The sequence below is a fragment of the Terriglobus albidus genome, from assembly GCF_008000815.1.
GTDB classification, from domain to species: Bacteria; Acidobacteriota; Terriglobia; order Terriglobales; family Acidobacteriaceae; genus Terriglobus; species Terriglobus albidus_A.
In genome coordinates, this window is record NZ_CP042806.1 from 2,080,250 (window position 1) to 2,096,673 (window position 16,424).

Here is a 16,424-nt window from a genome sequence, read left to right on the forward strand (position 1 = left end):
GGCCGGCCTTCTCCTTGGCAACGAAAGCTGTCTGGTTACTTGTCCTGCAGGGCTGAGGTGCGTGAAGGCGTAGCGCGGGCGAGCTTGACGCGGGCGCTGTCGAGCTTCTTCTGCACCTTGGCCTGGTCCGCCGGATCGGCGTCCGGGGCCAGAGCCATCTTGTATTCCTTCATCGAGCGCTCCCACCAGGTGACGGCTTGCTTCAACTTGCCGGTCTGGAGGTAGAGCTCACCCAGATGGTCATAGACCGTCGGGTCGGTCGAGATGCGATCCTTCGCCTTCAGCAGGTACTCCTCGGCAAGCGTGTACTGCCCGCTCTTGAAGTAAGCCCAGCCGAGAGAATCGAGATAGGCGCCGTTCTGCGGATCGAGCTCGACAGCTTTGCGGACCATGTCGAGAGCTTCATTCACCTTCTGCCCGCGGTCGGCCAGCATATAACCCAGATAGTTGAGGGTGGCGGCATTGTTGGGGTCGAGCGTAAGCACCTTGCGGAACTCGATCTCGGCCTGATCAAAGAGCTTCTGACGCTCTGCCAGCGTACCACGCGAGAAATAGAGGTAGATCTTGTCTTCGTTGCGCGAAGTGATTCCTTCCACCTGTGAGAGCTGCTCGTCGGCATCTTTCCAGCGCTTCAGCCGGATGTACATCTGCGCGAGCTGCATGCGGGTATCGCGATCGTCGTCACCGCCCAGCTGGGCCTTGGCAATCGTAATCGCTTCGTCAACCTTGCCGGTATCGGCGAGCGTGCCCGCATAGACCATCTGGACGGATTTGTCTTTGGGCAGAGCCTTGGCTGCCTCAGCCGCGGCGGCCGTCATCTTCGCCCATTCGTGGTTATCGCGATAGGCATCGACCTCACCCATATAGCCACGGGAGACGTTATCGCCGCCGAGGGCGATAATCTGCCTATAGGCGTCGACGGCCTGGGCGGTCTTGCCCTGTTCCTTGAGCACAATGCCAAGACGATCGAGGAAAAGCCCACGATTGTTCTTTTCGCCATCGGTGTAGTTGCCATCGGCGTGAGCTGTGTCGCCAAGCAGCTTGGTCAGCGTTGCGACAGCATCATCGAAGCGGCCGAGTGAATCGTAGAGAAGGGCTTCGTTGTAGCTGAGCTCAAGCGAGTCTGTGACCAGGGTCTTGGCCTTCTTGAGCGTGGTGAGTGCTTCGTCGTAATGTCCCTGCCGGCGCTGGATCTCGGAGATGCGGATGTACGACTGAGCATCCTGCGGCTCTGCGGTGACGATGTCCTGGTATTGCTTCAGAGCGGCGTCGAACTGACCATCCAGCAGCAGAGCACTGGCAAGGCCGCGCTGCGCGTCGAGATTGTCGTTGTCGATATCAAGAGATCGCTGGTAGGCAGCAGCGGCCTCCTTGGGCTTCTTCAACTGGTCATAAGTCAAGCCCAGGGAGTACTCCATCCGCGCGGTACGATCCGTGATGGGCAGCGCGTTGATGAGCTGCGCGATGCGGTCGTATTGGTTCTGTTCCCCATAGAGGCGAACCATCGCGAGGATGACCTCTTCCGAGGTTCCGTCAAGCTTCTGCGCCGTCTTCAGTTCTCCTTCAGCCTTATCGTTCTCGTGGTTCAGGGCATAGAGCTGGCCGAGCAGAAGATGATCTTCCACGCTGTCCGGCTTCAGACGGACGATGGCCTTGTACTCGGTAAGAGCTAACTGCAGCATCTGCTGCGACTGATTGTTGGGTGTTCCATCGCCAAGCGAGCGGAGATAGATCTTGCCCAGGATGTTGTGGGCTTCCACATCATCGGGATTCTTCTTGACCTGTTCCTGCGCGACCGAAACGGCTTCACGGACGCGGCCAAGTTTCAGATAGAGATCGGCAAGACCATTCTGCAACTGTGCTGAGTCAGAATCGGCATTCAACGCCAGCTTGTACTCTTCGATAGCCTGCGTGGCGTAATCGGTGCGGCCCTGGTTGATGGCCAGCTCTTCATACATGTGGGCGAGGCTGTAGTGGTAGTAAGCAGCAGAACGATCAGGACCCCTGGGCGGCTCAGGCGCGTTTTTTTGCTGGGCAGCAACGGGCAGGGTGGCCAGCAGCGCAGCCGCCGTGAGAAAGACTGGACGAGCCGAAAAGATACGCCGGAAGAATGTCATCAGGTCCTAGGGGCGGCTGGTAGCCGCGTCACTTGGGGTTAGACGATTGTACCCACAGGTGGGATGCTGACAACCGTCAGCATCCCTATATTATCCGTGACGGAAGTGACGAATTCCAGTGAATACCATCGCCAGGTTGAGCCGGTTGGCGGCGGCAATGACGTCAGCATCCTTGACCGAGCCGCCCGGCTGAATGACGGCCGTCGCTCCAGCCGCTGCCACGGTTTCCAGGCCGTCCGGGAAGGGGAAGAAGGCATCGGAGGCGGCAACGGTCCCGGCCAGCGGTAGAACCGCCTTCAGGGCGCCGAACTTCGCAGCGTCTACGCGCGACATCTGCCCGGCGCCGATACCGACGGTTTGGCCGAAGACCTCCTGGCCGTGAGCCTCGGCACGGGCATAGACAATCGCGTTTGATTTCACATGCTTACAGACTCGCCAGGAGAAGAGCAGGGCTGTCAGCTCCTCCGGGGTGGGCTCGCGGTGGGTGACGATCTTCAGGTCACCGGCTTCGATCCTCTTGCGATCAGCATCCTGCAGCAGCAGGCCGCCGGAGATCTGCTTGATGACCTGCTGAGCTGGGTGCGCCTTCACCTCAACCAGCCGCAGATTCTTCTTCGCGGCAAAGATAGCCTGAGCCTCAGGAGTAAAGCCGGGGGCGGCGATTGCTTCAACGAAGAGCTTGGCCATTTCAGCCGCCGCGGCTTCGTCAACCACCCGGTTCACACCAATGACGCCGCCGAAGGCGGAGATGGGATCGGCAGCCAGAGCTCGGACGTAGGCGTCGGCGACCGAGGTGCCGGTGGCCGCGCCGCAGGGGTTGGTGTGCTTGATGATGGCGACCGCAGGCTCTGCAAATTCGCTGGCGAGCTCCCAGCAGGCATCCAGATCCACCAGGTTGTTGAACGACAACTCCTTACCCTGCAACTGTTTTCCGGCGGCGATGCCTTTGCCGGAGGCATCCAGATAGAGCGCTGCCGACTGATGCGGATTCTCGCCGTAGCGGAGGGTCTGCGCCAGTTTGAAGCCGAGCTCGAGGTGCTGCGGATACTCCCCGGTTTTGGCCTCCGGCTGGGTCAGAACCGTTTCCGGCTCGGCGTAAGGCAGTTTCGCCAGGGTCGCGGCGATGGCGGAATCATAGGCGGCGGTGGTGGCAAAGGCAGTTTGGGCCAGCCGCCATCGGGTCTCGCCGGAGAGCTGGCCGCTGTTGGCCTGGAGCTCTGAGGAGATGGCGGCATAGTCGGCTACGCGGGTGAGGATGGCGACGTCCTCGAAGTTTTTGGCGGCAGAGCGCACCATCGAGGGACCACCAATATCAATGTTTTCAATCAGTTCGCCGAAGGTAACGCCGGGCTTGGCGGCGGTGGCCTCGAAGGCATAGAGGTTGACTACAACCATGTCGATGTCCTCGATGCCGTGCTCGCGGACGGCAGCGACATGCTCAGGAACGCTGCGGCGATGCAGGATACCGCCATGGACCTTGGGGTGCAGCGTCTTGACGCGGCCATCCAGCATCTCGGGGAAGCCGGTGAGGTCGGAGATATCGCGAACAGCAAGACCTGCGTCACGCAGCGTCTTTGCGGTGCCACCAGTCGAAACGAGCTCGACGCCCTGCGCGGCCAGGGCGCGGGCAAAGTCGGTGAGTCCGGATTTATCGGTGACGGAGAGGAGGGCGCGGCGTACAGGCTTCAGGTCAGTCATTCCGCCTTCTATTTTAGGGGAGTGGGGGATTACCGGTTGGGCGAGGTGTCCTGCAAAGGCGAAGCGGGTCCTTCGCTGCGCTCAGAATGACAGACCCGAAATATATCGGTTGTCATCCTGAGCAGGGCGAAGGATCCGCTGTTTGAGAGCTACGGCAGTTCGCGAGCCCAGATATTACGGAAGCTGAGCGGCTCGCTCTTGTCGCCATGGGCTTGCAGCTTGATCGGCGCGCGGTCGTAAGCCTTGTAGACCGGCGGGCCGATGTACAGGGTTTCTCCCTTGAGCTGGAAGTGGTTCTCCACCAGTACGCCGTTGAACAGCACGGTAGCGTAGGCCGGAGTCTTTACAGAACCATCGGTGTTGAAGGTCGGCGCAGTCCAGATGACGTCATAGCTCTGCCACTCGCCGGGCTTCAAGCCTGGGTTGGCAAGCGGGATCGCCTGTTTGTAGAGGCTGCCGGCCATGCCATTGACGTAGGTCTTGTTCTGGTAGGAGTCCAGCACCTGTAATTCGTAGCCTGTGTCGCCGGTACCGGTAGATGCGAGGAAGATGCCGCTGTTGCCGCGGCCCTGGCCTTCACCGGCGATGGTGGCAGGAACACGCCACTCAATATGGAGCTGGTAGTTGCGGAAGGTTTTCTTCGTCTCGATGTTGCCGACGCCCTTCTCCTTGTTCACGGTGAGGATGCCGCCATTGACGCTCCACTTTGCGGAAGACTTGTCACTGACCTGAACCCATTGGTCGAGATTTTTGCCATCGAACAGCACGATCGCGTCCGAGGGAGGAGGCGTGGTAACGGCGCCAGCGGGAGTCACAACCGGCGGGACCGGCGACCAGACCTCGGTGTCTTCTGGCTTAGGCTTGGCCGTCTCCTGAGCGAAGACGGCAGTTGCGGCGAAACTTAGGGCGACGGGAAGCAGTAAGCGGCGCATGCCGTGCCAGCATACGTCAGAGCGGCCTCAGGCGGAAAGCATGGCTCCGGTAAGATCGCGCACCCGCTCCACGTCGTGCGAGCGGCACCAGGACCTCACGCCGGTAGCGATGACCTCCACCGCACGCGGATCTGCGTAGCTTGCTGTGCCCACCTGAACCGCTGTAGCGCCAGCCAGCATGAACTCCACGGCATCTTCCGCACAGACAATGCCGCCCAGGCCGACAACGGGGATCGCCACGGCGCGCGATGTTTCACGGACCATACGCACAGCGATCGGTTTGATCGCCGGGCCGGAGAGTCCGCCCGTGGTATTGGCGATGCGCGGCTTGCGGGTCTCGATATCGATGGAGAGCGCCAGGAATGTATTGACCAGCGAGACGGCGTCGGCGCCGGCATCCTGGGCGACCCGCGCCATCTGCCCGATGTTAGTGACATTGGGAGAGAGTTTCACCATGATGGGCCGCTGCGTTTCTCTACGGATGCGCGCCACCAGGTCGTAGAGCATCATGCCGTCGGTGCCGAAGACCATGCCGCCGTGCGAGGTGTTCGGGCAGGAGGCGTTCAATTCGTACATAGCGATACCGTCGGCCTGGTCAAGAGCGCGGACGACCTCAATGCAGTCTTCGACGGTGTAGCCGAAGACGTTGGCGATGCAGACGGCTCCGCGGATCTGGCGAATCTTCGGAAGCTTTTCCTCGATGAAGGCGCGGACGCCGACGTTCTGCAGGCCGATGGCATTCATCATGCCGCTGGCGGTTTCGATGATACGCGGCGAGGGATTGCCGGCCATGGGCTCGGCCGAGAGGCCCTTGGTGACGAAAGCGCCAATCTTGTCGAGCGAGAGGATGTCTTCAAATTCGACACCGTAACCGAAGGTTCCGCTGGCGGCGATGACAGGAGAACGAAGCTCCACGCCGGCGATAGTAACGCGCATGTCGGGCGACTTGATCACTCTTTCTCTATGTTATCGCCCATGGGCGTTTCACGGTCTGGAAGGTAAATTTGACAAAAAACAGGCGAATTGCGGTGTATCGTGTGGGCACTTATTCCTAGGGAGGGTGCCATGCGTTGTGATCATCGTAGTGTTGCCCTGTTTGCCTGCTGTTTATCGATCGGTGCTTTTGCGGCCGCGCAATCGCCGGAGCCAATGGTCTTCAAACCAGCGGTTGGAACAACAATGACGCATCATCCGGCTCTGCCGGCATGCGCGCAGCTTGCGGTTCAGGAAGGAGACCCGTCGAAGGGGAGCTCCACGATCCTGATGAAGGCTACTGCCGGTTGCGTTATCCCTTGGCACTTCCATACGGCCAAGGAGCGCCTGGTCATTGTTAGCGGAACCGCTAAGGGCGAGATGCGGATGAAGGATATGAAGCCGCTAACGTTGAAGGCAGGTGATTACCTGGTGCTGCCAGCCAAGGAAATTCATCAGTTCACCGCCCTAACGGCAGTGACGCTCTTCAATTTCACCGATACCACCTTCGATATTCACTATGTCGACGGTGCGGGGAAAGAGATTCCGCCCGATCAGGCGGTGAAGACAAAGAAGGCGAAGTAGATCACTGCGCGACGGCGACCATGTCGACAGTGCAGGAAAAGAGATTCCGCCGGATCAGGCAGTGAAGACCAAGATGGCGAAGTAGATCACTGCGCGACGGCGACCGGAGTCTCGTCGACTTCTTTGTATCCGGTGGGCACTTCAAAGAGTTCCTGTGGAGGCTCGTGGCGGTCGACATTGCGGACGGCGACGATCTGTTCGCCGGAGCGCGGGTCCTTATGGCTTATCAGCATGTAGATCTGCAGATTCCGTGGATGAAGGTCTGCGGCCCGCGGTAGTCCGGCGGCATGGGCTGCTGGGCCGAAACGGCGGTGGCAGCGAAAAGGGCGATGGTTGCCAGGGAAGAGGAGCGGAGCATCGGGAACTGCACCTCCGCAGCCAGCATAGCGCAGCCGGGCGGGCCGGACGATAGAATAGAAGCAACTATGTTGGATCTGGGATTTGTCCGGGCGAACCTGGACGTGGTTAAGGCAAAACTGCGCCTGCGCGGCATGGACCCCGAGGCGGCGTTGGGCGATTTCGCCACGCTGGACGCGGAGCGTCGCGCAGCGATCACCGAGGTGGAAAACCTGAAGGCGGAGCGTAACCGGCTCTCGGCCGAAGTGGCTAACATCAAGCGTGCCGGCGGCGATGCTGCGTCGGTGATGGAGCAGACGAGGTCCTTAAAAGAAAAGATTGAAGGCCTGGAAGGCCACGCTGCGGAACTGGATGCGGCGCTGCTGAAGACCCTGCAGGCCATTCCTAATCTGCCGGCTGACGACGTGCCCGAGGGCGCCGACGAGCATGGCAATCTCCTGATCAAGACCTGGGGCGAGAAAGCCAGCTTCGATTTCGAGCCGAAGCCGCACTGGGAGATCGCCGAGGCCCTGGGCATTGTGGACTTTGAGCGCGCTGCCAAGATCTCCGGTGCGCGCATGGTGGTGCACTTTGGCCAGGGAGCCCGCCTGGAGCGTGCCCTGGCGGCCTTCATGCTGGACCTCCACACCCGCGAGCATGGCTACATGGAGGTGCTGCCGCCCTTCATGGTGAATTCGCGCACCCTGTTCGGCACCGGGCAGTTGCCGAAGTTTGCCGAAGATCTCTTCCACTGTGACGACAGTGGCCCTTATGAAGGCGAGCTGAAGGACGGTGATCACTGGCTGATCCCGACCTCGGAGGTTCCCATCACCAACCTTTATGCCGGCGAAACGCTGGACGCGGGCCAGTTGCCGATCAGTTATACCGCTCATACGCCCTGCTTCCGCGCCGAGGCCGGATCGCACGGCCGGGATGTGCGCGGCATGATCCGTCAGCACCAGTTCCAGAAGGTAGAGCTGATCAAGTTCACTACTCCGGAGACTTCACCCGAAGAGCACGAGAAGCTGACCCACAACGCTGAGACCGTGCTGGAGAGGCTGGGCCTGCCGTACCGGCGCATGCTGCTGTGCACCGGTGACATGGGCTTCAGCTCGTCGAAGACCTATGACCTTGAGGTCTGGTTGCCAGGGCAGCAGACCTACCGCGAGATCAGCTCCTGCTCCAACTGCGGCGACTTCCAGGCGAGGCGTGCCGGCATTCGCTACCGCCCTGCGGGCGCGAAGAAGAGCGAGCTGCTGCACACGCTGAACGGCAGCGGTCTGGCTGTGGGCCGGACGTATCTGGCGATCCTTGAAAACTACCAGCAGGCGGATGGCACCGTGCGCGTGCCCCCGGCTCTGGTGCCTTACATGAATGGCGAAACCGTCATCGGAAAGCAGGTACGCTGATGCGGCTCCTTCGTAACTACATCTTCTGGACCTATGAGCGGGGCAGCCTGCACTACGACATCATGGTCACGCTCATTCTGGCGTTCCTGTTTATCTCGCCGCACTACATCGATTTCAAGGATCGTCCGCAGGACAGCCCGCTGGAGCCGACGCAGACGCTGGTGCAGGAAGCCGGCAGCGGCTATGTCTATACCTTGCGCCCACAGGACATCCGTCATGACACAGGCGACCTGAGTGGCGACCTGCTGTACGCGGTTGTTCAGTACGCCGGTCCGGTGACGATGGACAGGTATGAGGTCGTGAAGGACGCTCATGGCAAGGTGATCCGGTACAAGGTCTGGGTCCATCGCCCCTAGCGAAGGTGACCTTTCCTGGCTGGTTGCATCCAATCACTCTGAGGATTTGTTGAAAGCCTATGCGCTTTGCATTCGTTAAGTTCACTGCCGCGGCCGCGCTGATACTGGCCGCTTTCTCTGTGAAACCATCGTCGGCCCAGAACGCCGACGTACAGAAGATCGTGCAGCAGATGGATGCCGCCGCTGCGAAGTTCCAGTCCGCAACAGCCGATCTCCGCTGGGATAACTATGAGCGGGTAGTGCGCGAGACCACGACGCAGACCGGCATCATCTACTTCCAGAAGAAGGGCAATGCGACCGACATGGGCGCGGTGATCCAAAAGCCGGCGAAGAAGGTGGTCGCCTACTCAGGGGGGCTGCTGAAGATGTATGAGCCGAACATTGACAGTCTCACGCTCATCGATACCAGCAAGAACCAGGCTGAGGTAGAGAGCTTTCTGACACTGGGCTTTGGCGGCTCAGGAACAGCACTGGAAAAGCAGTGGGCGATTACTTCGCAAGGTACGGAGACGATTGACGGCGTGCAGACGGCGAAGCTTGACCTTGTTCCTAAGCAAGAGTCCATCAAGAAATCGTGTACGCATATCACGATCTGGCTGGACACTGCTCGAGGTGTCACGTTGAAGCAGCAGATATTTATGCCCTCGGGAGACCAGAAGATCTCCTACTACACCAACATCAAGGTCAACGGGAAGATCGACGCCAAGACCTTCGAGATTAAGACGACGAGCAAGACTGCAGTGAAGAGGCCTTAGTCAAAGTTAGATGAGTGACGAGAAACCCCGGCATTTGCCGGGGTTTCTCGTTTGGCCGTGGGACTTCAGTTCTCCCCCATTGACGCTCTCAGGCGCTCTCAATTTAGCAATGAGGTCTCTTGTGCGATTACAAGATCATTCGTGCCGTAAGGCAATAAGCGGATTAACAAAGGCAGCGCGAGTCGCTGGCCAGACGGACGCTAGAAAAGCGGATGCGGCTAAGAGAAGTGCTACCGACGCGAATGTCGTGGGATCATCCGACTTCACGTCGTAGAGCAAACTTGTCATGAGCCGCGTTAGTCCAAATGAGACGAGGAGGCCGATGGAGATACCGATGATTGCCGTCCTCATTCCCTCACATACAACCATGCAAACGATGCGTCTTCGGTCCGCACCGAGTGCCATTCTTATCCCAATCTCGTGCGTCCGCTGAGCTACTGAATAAGCAATGACTCCGTATATACCGATCAGAGCCATCAGCAGCGCGGATATCGCAAACGTTCCCAGCAGAAATAGATTGAAACGGCGAGGAGAGATGGATTCTGAAAGGGCCTCCTCCAGGGTTTCTACGTTGTACACAGGCTGAGTGGGGTCGATGCCAGAAACCAGTTGCTGGATCGCGCTTCCGTTTGGTCGGTGGTCTCCCGACATTCTTACGAAGGCATGTACTGACATGGACTTGGTTAGCGGAGCCAATTCATACGAAGCATACATTTCGGGTTGCGTTTCAGCGTCCAGCTGCGAGCCCCGAAAGTCTGCCACGACGCCGACGACTCGCCCTATAACGAAGCTCCCATTGACCTCCTTGCCCACAATGTCCTTATCTCTCGTGAGACCGCGAACAAAGGTCTCATTTACAAGAACGTCGCCGTACATCATCTCCCGGTCGGATGGCCAACGACCCGAAACAAGCGAAACGCCCATAGCGCGAAGATATCCTGCAGAGACAGCTCGGATGCTGGCGAAAGATTCTTGCTGCGATCGTGTCTCTACTCCCTTAACTCTTACCTTGGTGTGCAGTGTGTAGGTGTCTAAACCCGCCGCCTGCGCGCCGGGCACGCTTTGTAAGCGATCAAGCATTGTATGCAGGTAGAACTGTCTTGCCGGCCAGCCACTATACTGTGTGCCCGAAAGAGACAGTCGGAGGGTGAGGATGCTTTCCGGGGAGAGGGACGATGCATGATTGCTCAATCGCCAAAAACTTTTGACAAGCAGGCCAGCACCTGTAAGAAGCACGATCGCAAGAGCGATTTGAACGCAAACTAGCAGGCTTCTTATCTGGATACCAAATGCTCCCTGAAATAAATTCTGAGTCGTGTCTTTCAATGCTGCTTGGAGATCATCTCTCCAAAGCGTCACTGCGGGTGCGAATCCGAAGAACAGGCCCGTTGCTGTTGAGACGGCAAGCGTAAAAAGTAAAACAGAAGGATTTAGTCCCACTTCTGCCAGCCGCGGGACTGCCTGAGGCCAAAATCGAGCGATCACGTAGAGCGCCCAATGCGCAAGAACTAACCCCGCGCCACCTCCTAACGAGGATAGAAGGACACTTTCGGCGAGGAACTGGCGAATGACACGAGTACGACCGGCGCCTAAAGAGGCGCGAATTGCAATCTCTCGTTGCCGGGTGTTCGCTCGCGCGAGCAGAAGATTCGCCACATTCACAACTGCAATCAGGAGAACAAAGCCCACCGCAGCCAGCAGGACCAGGAGTGCCGCACGAGCATTCCCGGAGATCTTGTCACGCAAATAGGCAACGTGCAGGAGCGGATGTCGGATGGGAGTTGGATATTGTTTAGCGATATTGCTATTGATGATCTGCATCTCAGCATTCGCTTGTTCAATAGAAACCCCAGGCCTAAGCTTGCCGACAGCAGATATCCACGGTGGGGCCGGACCGCTCGAAGGTGATTCACGTATCTCATCACCTGGTGTCTCGATCGATTGTGGAAGAGGTATGTACGCAGCGATCTCTCGTCTAACGTCTCCCGAGTAAACCAGCTCAGGAAAAAGATAGCTAAAGCCCTTTGGAAGAACACCTATAACCGTAACCTCATACCCATTCAGTGTGGCAGCTTTGCCAACTACATCTGGATTACCTCCAAAACGCCTTTCGAAGAGGTCATACGATAAAACCACTGCATGCGATTCCTCTCGCGTGTACAGGCGACCTAGATAGGGTTTTACTCCCGTAATATCCCAGAAATCTCCGCCTGTAGAAGCCACGGTCTCCTGACTGGATATGCCGGAAACAACAAGCGCTAGATCATGATTCGCAAACGCCGCCATTGCCTCAAAGGACTGTGCCTGACGTTTCCAGACCATGAAATCTGCCCTGGAAGCCCAGTCGTCATGTTCTGCATCTCTATACTGTGCTATCCACACCAGGCGGCTTGACGCGGGATAGGGTAACGGGCGAAAAAGCACGGTATCCACAATGCTGAACACCGCGGTATTCATGCCAATCACGATGCCTAGTGTTGCAATCACTACTGCGGCAAAGCCCCAGTTCCGTCGCAATGTACGGACTGCGTACCGAGTATCTTGGAGCAGTTGTTCGATCCAAAAGTGCCGTCGGCTCATGGATGGAAGATTAGTACGATATTTGTCGTACGTCAACGATTTGTGTCGTATTGAGAGGAGGTCGTCCGCCGTCAAAAAATATTGATTACTGTTTTAGGGGGGTGCGGTGAAGAGCAGCGCTCATTGTTTCCCGAATTGCTGCAACTACTGCTGCTGGATCTTCAAGGTGAATAGCGTGCCCCGAATCTTGGACCTCTATGACCTTGTTGTTCGTGGATAGAGTATGCTCCGCTCTCTTTGCCGTGATCTTTTCTTCGTGAGAGGCGTGATCTTGCATGCCGATCATAATGACCAGTGGTTTGTCTCCGAAGGGGTGCCCAAAGTCCTCCAACTCGTACAGGAACTCGAACTCCTCCGGCGTGTAATCGTCCTGCTCGGTCAGTCCTACCTTAGGCGGCAATGTCTGTGCCCAGAGCTGCAGCTTTTGAATCTCAAGCGGTAAACGATCAAATGGGGGTTGAATCCTGTGACTCTTGTATTTCATCGCCCGTTCCCGCTCCGCATCAGTGATTGGGATAGGAGGACTGGTTTCCATGGTGTGAATAGGTGGGATCGTTCGTTTGGCCAAATCTCGTACCCGGACTAATTTCCCCCAGAAACCGAGGGTCGAATCTGGGCTTGGTGTGTCAACGAGAACGATACCGGAAGTTTCATCCGGATACCCCTCCGCGAACGTCATCATAACCAGGCCCCCGATTGAATGACCGGCGACGACATACGGACCTCTCTCGCCAGATAGCTTCAGAGCTCGCTCCAACTCGTAGGCTTCTTGTCGCAGGGTTAACGGTTGCGGACCGGGATCGCTCCACGCCGAGCCCGCACGATCATAGGTGCAAACGCGGGCAGAACTTTGTAGTTGCTGTTGAACTAAGTACCATACAAAAGAAAAGTCTCCGCCTCCCGGCGAGAGTACAACCGTCTGCTTCCCTCTGCCCGTGCAGTAAAGGTGAAGGCGGTAGCCACCAAGGTCAACCATTTTGCCCAGAGGCATGGGATTTGCCGGCTGCGAGTGAGCAGTCGCGGCAAAAATTGCAAGCAGGGTCATATTCCAAAAAGCAGATCGAATATTCCTGGCCATCGCTGTCCTCGATTGCGTGTTCTTGCCCGTTCTCGATCCTACCGGCTCACCAGATGAAAAGACCTGCTAATTGTTTAGAACACCGCTTTGACAGATCACAAAAAGTGCCCAGCGATCGGGGCATCCTATTTCGCGCTCAAAAGAAGGCACGCTATGGCTTCATGGATTCCGGCTGCGCAACTTCATCCGTCACTTTTAGGTGATATGCCTCAGCCAACATATGTTTGTAGACCATTAGCGGTGGGAGCATAGCCCGCTCGCGTCGCTCCGTAAGATGCTCTGGATCTTCCACTGCATACATTTGCATCTTTCCGTCGGCGAATTTGAAATTCATCCCATACCGCTGCGGCTTGCCCGAGGCGACAAGAATCTTATCAAGCAGCATCGCGAAATCGGACTCGGGGATCTGCTGGTTTCTGGCGAGTCTTTCTAATTGCGGCAACATCCCTCGTTGCCACGTGTGGTCGGCAGAATGGTTCAGGATCAAGAGTGCCTGGCTTGCCCCTTCACTTCCAACCAGTCGGAATGTGGGCCACCCGTACGTGTTTACAATCTCTTTCAATTGCAATGTCAATGTAGCGTCTGTGTCTCGCTGCTGTTTCCTCAGCGCATCTGTCCACTCAGCTGGCGGTAAGGTCATCATGAGCCGACGTGCATCCTGATCGCGTTGATATATCGCCTGTAGCTTTTCGCGAAGCACCGGATCAGTGCCTTTTCCCCACCGCTTTATTAGGGCATCATGCTGTGCTTCGACTGCTTTTTCCCACGTTACTTGCTGCAAAGCAATATCTTGGCCACGAGCAGCCGTTGCCAAAGATAGCGCGGCGATGAATAGGAGGCTTCGCACGGGTAAGAGGATAGCAAATAGCTGAGACGGTATCACGCCCCTGCGAAGCTTTCTGACATAGAACTGAGGAGGTGACTCCTTGCCCCAGCCATTCATTATCTCGGTAGAGCCGAAGACCAAGAGTGAATCAGGAGAAATGGGTATGGCGCTGGCGAAGCTGGCGCAGGAAGATCCCACCTTCAAGATGCACACCGACCCTGATTCGGGTCAGACCATCATCTCGGTATGGGCGAGTTGCACCTCGAGATCATCGTTGACCGCATGATGCGCGAGTAACAAGGTCGAAGCGAATGTTGGTAAGCCGCAGGTGGCCTACCGTGAAACCATTCTCTCCATTCTCCAGACGGCCGGAGGTTTCCGGCCCACACTTTATAGCAAGATCGAGTAACCGTTATGATCCCTTGTCGGCTAACTGCAACACATGTCAGCCTGAACCGCGCATTGACGCTGAATATGAATGTGGGAATAGGCCAGTCGCTCGGATTTTATTCGGGCAAGCTATCGATAAAACTCTTCACTTCTTTAAGAACATCGGCCTCATTGGACAAAAACACTTGGTGATCAGCGTGCGAAAGGCGAACCACGTGTGCCGAAGGCACAAGTCTCTCAAGCGACGCAGCTGCGATTTCTGTGCCGTGACCATTGCCCATTGCGAAGATTGCAAGGACTGGAACACGTGGTTCTGTGAACTTTCTTTGTCCGTCGAAGACCAAACCATTGTGTTCGTTTGGAATCCACCTTCCAACGCTACCGTCTGAGTTCGTCACAAATTCGTTGCGAAGCTCAGCTTCCGGGAAGGTGAATCCCTGGACTCGAACTTGGTATGCCCTATACGCAGGAAAACTGGCACGGTCAGCCGCAGTTGGCGGAGGAGGATCGGATCCTCTTTGGGGCAGGTTTTCCCAGTAATCTCGCATGTTCTGAAGGTCTTTTAGAAAAACAGGTAGATCCGTGTCGATGAGTTCATGCACGATGGGTCTTGAGTACCGGGTTTGCTTTGCAAAAAGTTCAAGCTGCTTCTGAAGTACCGGTAAATCCAAATGCCAGTCGCCCACCTTGGGGTCGTATAACGCAAAGGAGTAGGCAGCCTCAAGATAAACTGCTCCGGCGATACGTTCTGGGCATCGAGTGGCTATCGAACTTAATTCCTCACCGGCGATCGATTCTCCCACCAGTATTGGCTTGTTCAACTTCAAAACATCCAGAACGGCGACGACGTCGTCTCCAAGCCGGTCGGCTCCATAACCATCGGCGGGCCGGCTTGAAGCACCGTATCCACGTCGGGTTATCCCGTAGACGTGATACGTTCCGGTGAGTTTTGGCGCGAAATCATCGAATATGTGAGCCGTGTCCCCAAGGCCGCTGAGAAGTATGACTGGCCTGCCAGTTCCTTTCCAATCGAGCACTTCCAGCTGGACACCTTTGTCTGCGGTGATCATCTGCACTGAATGAGGGGATGTATCGTGCCAACTTGCCGACGTTGCATCACTAACGTGGTTCTGTCCGGGACAAGATAAAGCCGCGAAAGAAAGCTGCGAAAGCAGCAGTAGCTGGCTCAATAGACGACGCAACGTGCAATCGAAAAGCATTCGAATCTCCGTAATTTCGATTGAATAAAGTGCTGGCTGTTGAGGCTATTTACCGAGGTGTTCAATGCGTATGGGTGCCTGAAGCTTTCGTGGGAGACCTTGTACTGCACTAGCAGGCTGAGCCGAAGTGAGAGGCTTAGATGACCTGCTTAAGGCAGATACGAATGCTAAAAGGAGTATTGAAGCTGCAAGTCCTGCCTGAACCAAGCGTGTTGGACTCATTCCTGAACTAACGATTTGGCACCCTATTCCCTTAATCCGACTTTGATACACATCATCGTCATCTTTTGCGTGTTGACGCAGGAGCGAGATCATTCCGTCCCGCAGCATTCGGAATGCGCCTCTTTCGCGACACTCTTCATCAAAGATCCAGAGCATCTCGTTCGAAAACCTATCGCGAAATGCACGTGGATGAAGGCGAAGAACCAACCGATAGACAAGGCGTGAAAACGTTATGGCCTTCATACATTTCCCGGCCTAATGTGTTGAAGACGTGATCTGGCCTTCCGGACGATTTGTTGAAGCCGATCTATCTCCGCAGACAAAGCGGCCCACCCGTCCGATGTCAGAGTGTAAAAGCGTCGTTCTTCATCGCTCTGCGATGACGGCTTGAGAACATCCGCGACCAACCCAAGATCCATCAGCTTTTTCAGGTTGTCATATAAAGTTCCAGGACCCGGTCTGTAATGGCCTTCGGAATGACGAGCAATCTCTTGGATAATCCCATAGCCATGCAAGTCTCCCGCTGCCAGGGCAAGAAGGATGTGCAAGGTCGCAGGCGATAGCGGTGGCGCTTTTTCCAAACTAGCCTCCTGTCGGATTCCGACTATATCGGAATCCGACTGTGGAAGGCAATGGGTACTCAATAAAAATCGTATGTAGTACGGGCGTCTGTAATCGTGAAGGGATCGCAGTATTGGCCATCTCTGGTATGGAATCAGCCCTGTAGGGGCGAGCATCCGCGCCGTGCGGCTGCCTCCGGACGGCGCTTAGTGTCGAAGACTCCAAGCTCACGGGTTTTTCGATGATGATGCTGCTCTGAGATATTGATCTGGATGTACAAATCGCCTGCACAATTCCTACACAGCGAAAATTGTACTTTTCAATGCCAATCAAATCAGTAGGATAAAGAACCGTTATCACACCTGCGGGATGACAAACAAAAGCGTT

The 16,424-nt window shown here is 56.6% G+C and carries 14 protein-coding genes and 1 pseudogene; 5 read left to right on the forward strand and 10 right to left on the reverse strand.

Annotation, left to right across the window (positions count from 1 at the left end; all coding sequences use genetic code 11):
* Positions 1 to 35 precede the first annotated feature (35 nt).
* The 4 genes from FTW19_RS08365 to FTW19_RS08380 form a co-directional block, all read right to left on the reverse strand.
* Positions 36 to 2,117, reverse strand: coding sequence for a tetratricopeptide repeat protein (locus FTW19_RS08365; RefSeq protein WP_147647196.1), 2,082 nt, complete (start codon positions 2,115 to 2,117; stop codon positions 36 to 38).
* 90 nt (positions 2,118 to 2,207) lie between these two features.
* Complete coding sequence (gene purH / locus FTW19_RS08370; protein ID WP_147647197.1) at positions 2,208 to 3,815, reverse strand: bifunctional phosphoribosylaminoimidazolecarboxamide formyltransferase/IMP cyclohydrolase; 1,608 nt, start codon at positions 3,813 to 3,815, stop codon at positions 2,208 to 2,210.
* Positions 3,816 to 3,964: 149 nt separating this feature from the next.
* Positions 3,965 to 4,747, reverse strand: coding sequence for a 3-keto-disaccharide hydrolase (locus FTW19_RS08375; protein WP_147647198.1), 783 nt, complete (start codon positions 4,745 to 4,747; stop codon positions 3,965 to 3,967).
* A 27-nt stretch (positions 4,748 to 4,774) separates the two neighbouring features.
* Positions 4,775 to 5,683, reverse strand: coding sequence for a dihydroorotate dehydrogenase (locus FTW19_RS08380; protein ID WP_147650540.1), 909 nt, complete (start codon positions 5,681 to 5,683; stop codon positions 4,775 to 4,777).
* 129 nt (positions 5,684 to 5,812) lie between these two features.
* Between FTW19_RS08380 and FTW19_RS08385 the strand changes: the two genes are divergently transcribed.
* Positions 5,813 to 6,304, forward strand: a complete 492-nt coding sequence (locus tag FTW19_RS08385) for a cupin domain-containing protein (protein WP_147647199.1) — start codon at positions 5,813 to 5,815, stop codon at positions 6,302 to 6,304.
* A gap of 86 nt (positions 6,305 to 6,390) precedes the next feature.
* Here FTW19_RS08385 and FTW19_RS25760 read toward each other — a convergent pair whose 3' ends face one another.
* Entirely contained in the window at positions 6,391 to 6,537 is a 147-nt protein-coding gene (locus FTW19_RS25760) for a hypothetical protein (RefSeq protein ID WP_187143374.1), read from the reverse strand.
* 192 nt (positions 6,538 to 6,729) lie between these two features.
* Here FTW19_RS25760 and serS point away from each other — a divergent pair, with 192 nt between their 5' ends.
* Genes serS through FTW19_RS08400 form a run of 3 tightly spaced genes read left to right on the forward strand, consistent with a single transcriptional unit; the run spans position 6,730 to position 9,160 of the window.
* Positions 6,730 to 8,049 (forward strand): serine--tRNA ligase, encoded by a 1,320-nt coding sequence (gene serS, locus FTW19_RS08390; RefSeq protein ID WP_147647200.1) that lies wholly within the window; start codon positions 6,730 to 6,732, stop codon positions 8,047 to 8,049.
* A complete protein-coding gene (locus FTW19_RS08395; protein ID WP_246153645.1) occupies positions 8,049 to 8,405 on the forward strand; it encodes a hypothetical protein in 357 nt (118 codons plus the stop codon). The genes serS and FTW19_RS08395 overlap by 1 nt, the downstream gene beginning before the upstream one ends.
* 59 nt (positions 8,406 to 8,464) lie before the next feature.
* Positions 8,465 to 9,160 carry a LolA family protein gene (locus FTW19_RS08400; RefSeq protein ID WP_147647202.1) on the forward strand — a complete coding sequence of 232 codons (696 nt, stop codon included), beginning with the start codon at positions 8,465 to 8,467 and terminating at the stop codon, positions 9,158 to 9,160.
* A 135-nt stretch (positions 9,161 to 9,295) separates the two neighbouring features.
* Here the strand turns inward: FTW19_RS08400 and FTW19_RS08405 are convergent, their stop codons facing one another.
* The 3 genes from FTW19_RS08405 to FTW19_RS08415 form a co-directional block, all read right to left on the reverse strand.
* Positions 9,296 to 11,740 carry an ABC transporter permease gene (locus FTW19_RS08405; RefSeq protein WP_147647203.1) on the reverse strand — a complete coding sequence of 815 codons (2,445 nt, stop codon included), beginning with the start codon at positions 11,738 to 11,740 and terminating at the stop codon, positions 9,296 to 9,298.
* Positions 11,741 to 11,825: 85 nt separating this feature from the next.
* On the reverse strand, positions 11,826 to 12,818 hold the full coding sequence (locus FTW19_RS08410) for an alpha/beta fold hydrolase (RefSeq protein WP_147647204.1): 993 nt from the start codon (positions 12,816 to 12,818) through the stop codon (positions 11,826 to 11,828).
* A 151-nt stretch (positions 12,819 to 12,969) separates the two neighbouring features.
* Positions 12,970 to 13,599, reverse strand: coding sequence for a DUF6624 domain-containing protein (locus tag FTW19_RS08415; protein ID WP_147647205.1), 630 nt, complete (start codon positions 13,597 to 13,599; stop codon positions 12,970 to 12,972).
* A 148-nt stretch (positions 13,600 to 13,747) separates the two neighbouring features.
* On the opposite strand from FTW19_RS08415, the pseudogene fusA reads away from it, so the two are divergent.
* Positions 13,748 to 14,023 (forward strand): annotated as a pseudogene (gene fusA / locus FTW19_RS08420) (elongation factor G); the annotation flags it as partial.
* Positions 14,024 to 14,150: 127 nt separating this feature from the next.
* Here the strand turns inward: fusA and FTW19_RS08425 are convergent.
* Together FTW19_RS08425 and FTW19_RS08430 are read right to left on the reverse strand one after the other, a co-directional pair.
* On the reverse strand, positions 14,151 to 15,104 hold the full coding sequence (locus FTW19_RS08425) for an alpha/beta fold hydrolase (RefSeq protein ID WP_147650541.1): 954 nt from the start codon (positions 15,102 to 15,104) through the stop codon (positions 14,151 to 14,153).
* Positions 15,105 to 15,715: 611 nt separating this feature from the next.
* On the reverse strand, positions 15,716 to 16,213 hold the full coding sequence (locus FTW19_RS08430) for a PadR family transcriptional regulator (RefSeq protein WP_147647206.1): 498 nt from the start codon (positions 16,211 to 16,213) through the stop codon (positions 15,716 to 15,718).
* Positions 16,214 to 16,424: the final 211 nt, after the last annotated feature.

Coding starts and splice junctions, on each gene's coding strand:
- FTW19_RS08365 (WP_147647196.1), bottom strand. CDS start 2,117: ATGACATTCTTCCGGCGTATCTTTTCGGCTCGTCCAGTCTTTCTCACG.
- purH (WP_147647197.1), bottom strand. CDS start 3,815: ATGACTGACCTGAAGCCTGTACGCCGCGCCCTCCTCTCCGTCACCGAT.
- FTW19_RS08375 (WP_147647198.1), bottom strand. CDS start 4,747: ATGCGCCGCTTACTGCTTCCCGTCGCCCTAAGTTTCGCCGCAACTGCC.
- FTW19_RS08380 (WP_147650540.1), bottom strand. CDS start 5,683: ATGCGCGTTACTATCGCCGGCGTGGAGCTTCGTTCTCCTGTCATCGCC.
- FTW19_RS08385 (WP_147647199.1), top strand. CDS start 5,813: ATGCGTTGTGATCATCGTAGTGTTGCCCTGTTTGCCTGCTGTTTATCG.
- FTW19_RS25760 (WP_187143374.1), bottom strand. CDS start 6,537: ATGCTGATAAGCCATAAGGACCCGCGCTCCGGCGAACAGATCGTCGCC.
- serS (WP_147647200.1), top strand. CDS start 6,730: ATGTTGGATCTGGGATTTGTCCGGGCGAACCTGGACGTGGTTAAGGCA.
- FTW19_RS08395 (WP_246153645.1), top strand. CDS start 8,049: ATGCGGCTCCTTCGTAACTACATCTTCTGGACCTATGAGCGGGGCAGC.
- FTW19_RS08400 (WP_147647202.1), top strand. CDS start 8,465: ATGCGCTTTGCATTCGTTAAGTTCACTGCCGCGGCCGCGCTGATACTG.
- FTW19_RS08405 (WP_147647203.1), bottom strand. CDS start 11,740: ATGAGCCGACGGCACTTTTGGATCGAACAACTGCTCCAAGATACTCGG.
- FTW19_RS08410 (WP_147647204.1), bottom strand. CDS start 12,818: ATGGCCAGGAATATTCGATCTGCTTTTTGGAATATGACCCTGCTTGCA.
- FTW19_RS08425 (WP_147650541.1), bottom strand. CDS start 15,104: ATGATCACCGCAGACAAAGGTGTCCAGCTGGAAGTGCTCGATTGGAAA.
- FTW19_RS08430 (WP_147647206.1), bottom strand. CDS start 16,213: ATGCTCGCCCCTACAGGGCTGATTCCATACCAGAGATGGCCAATACTG.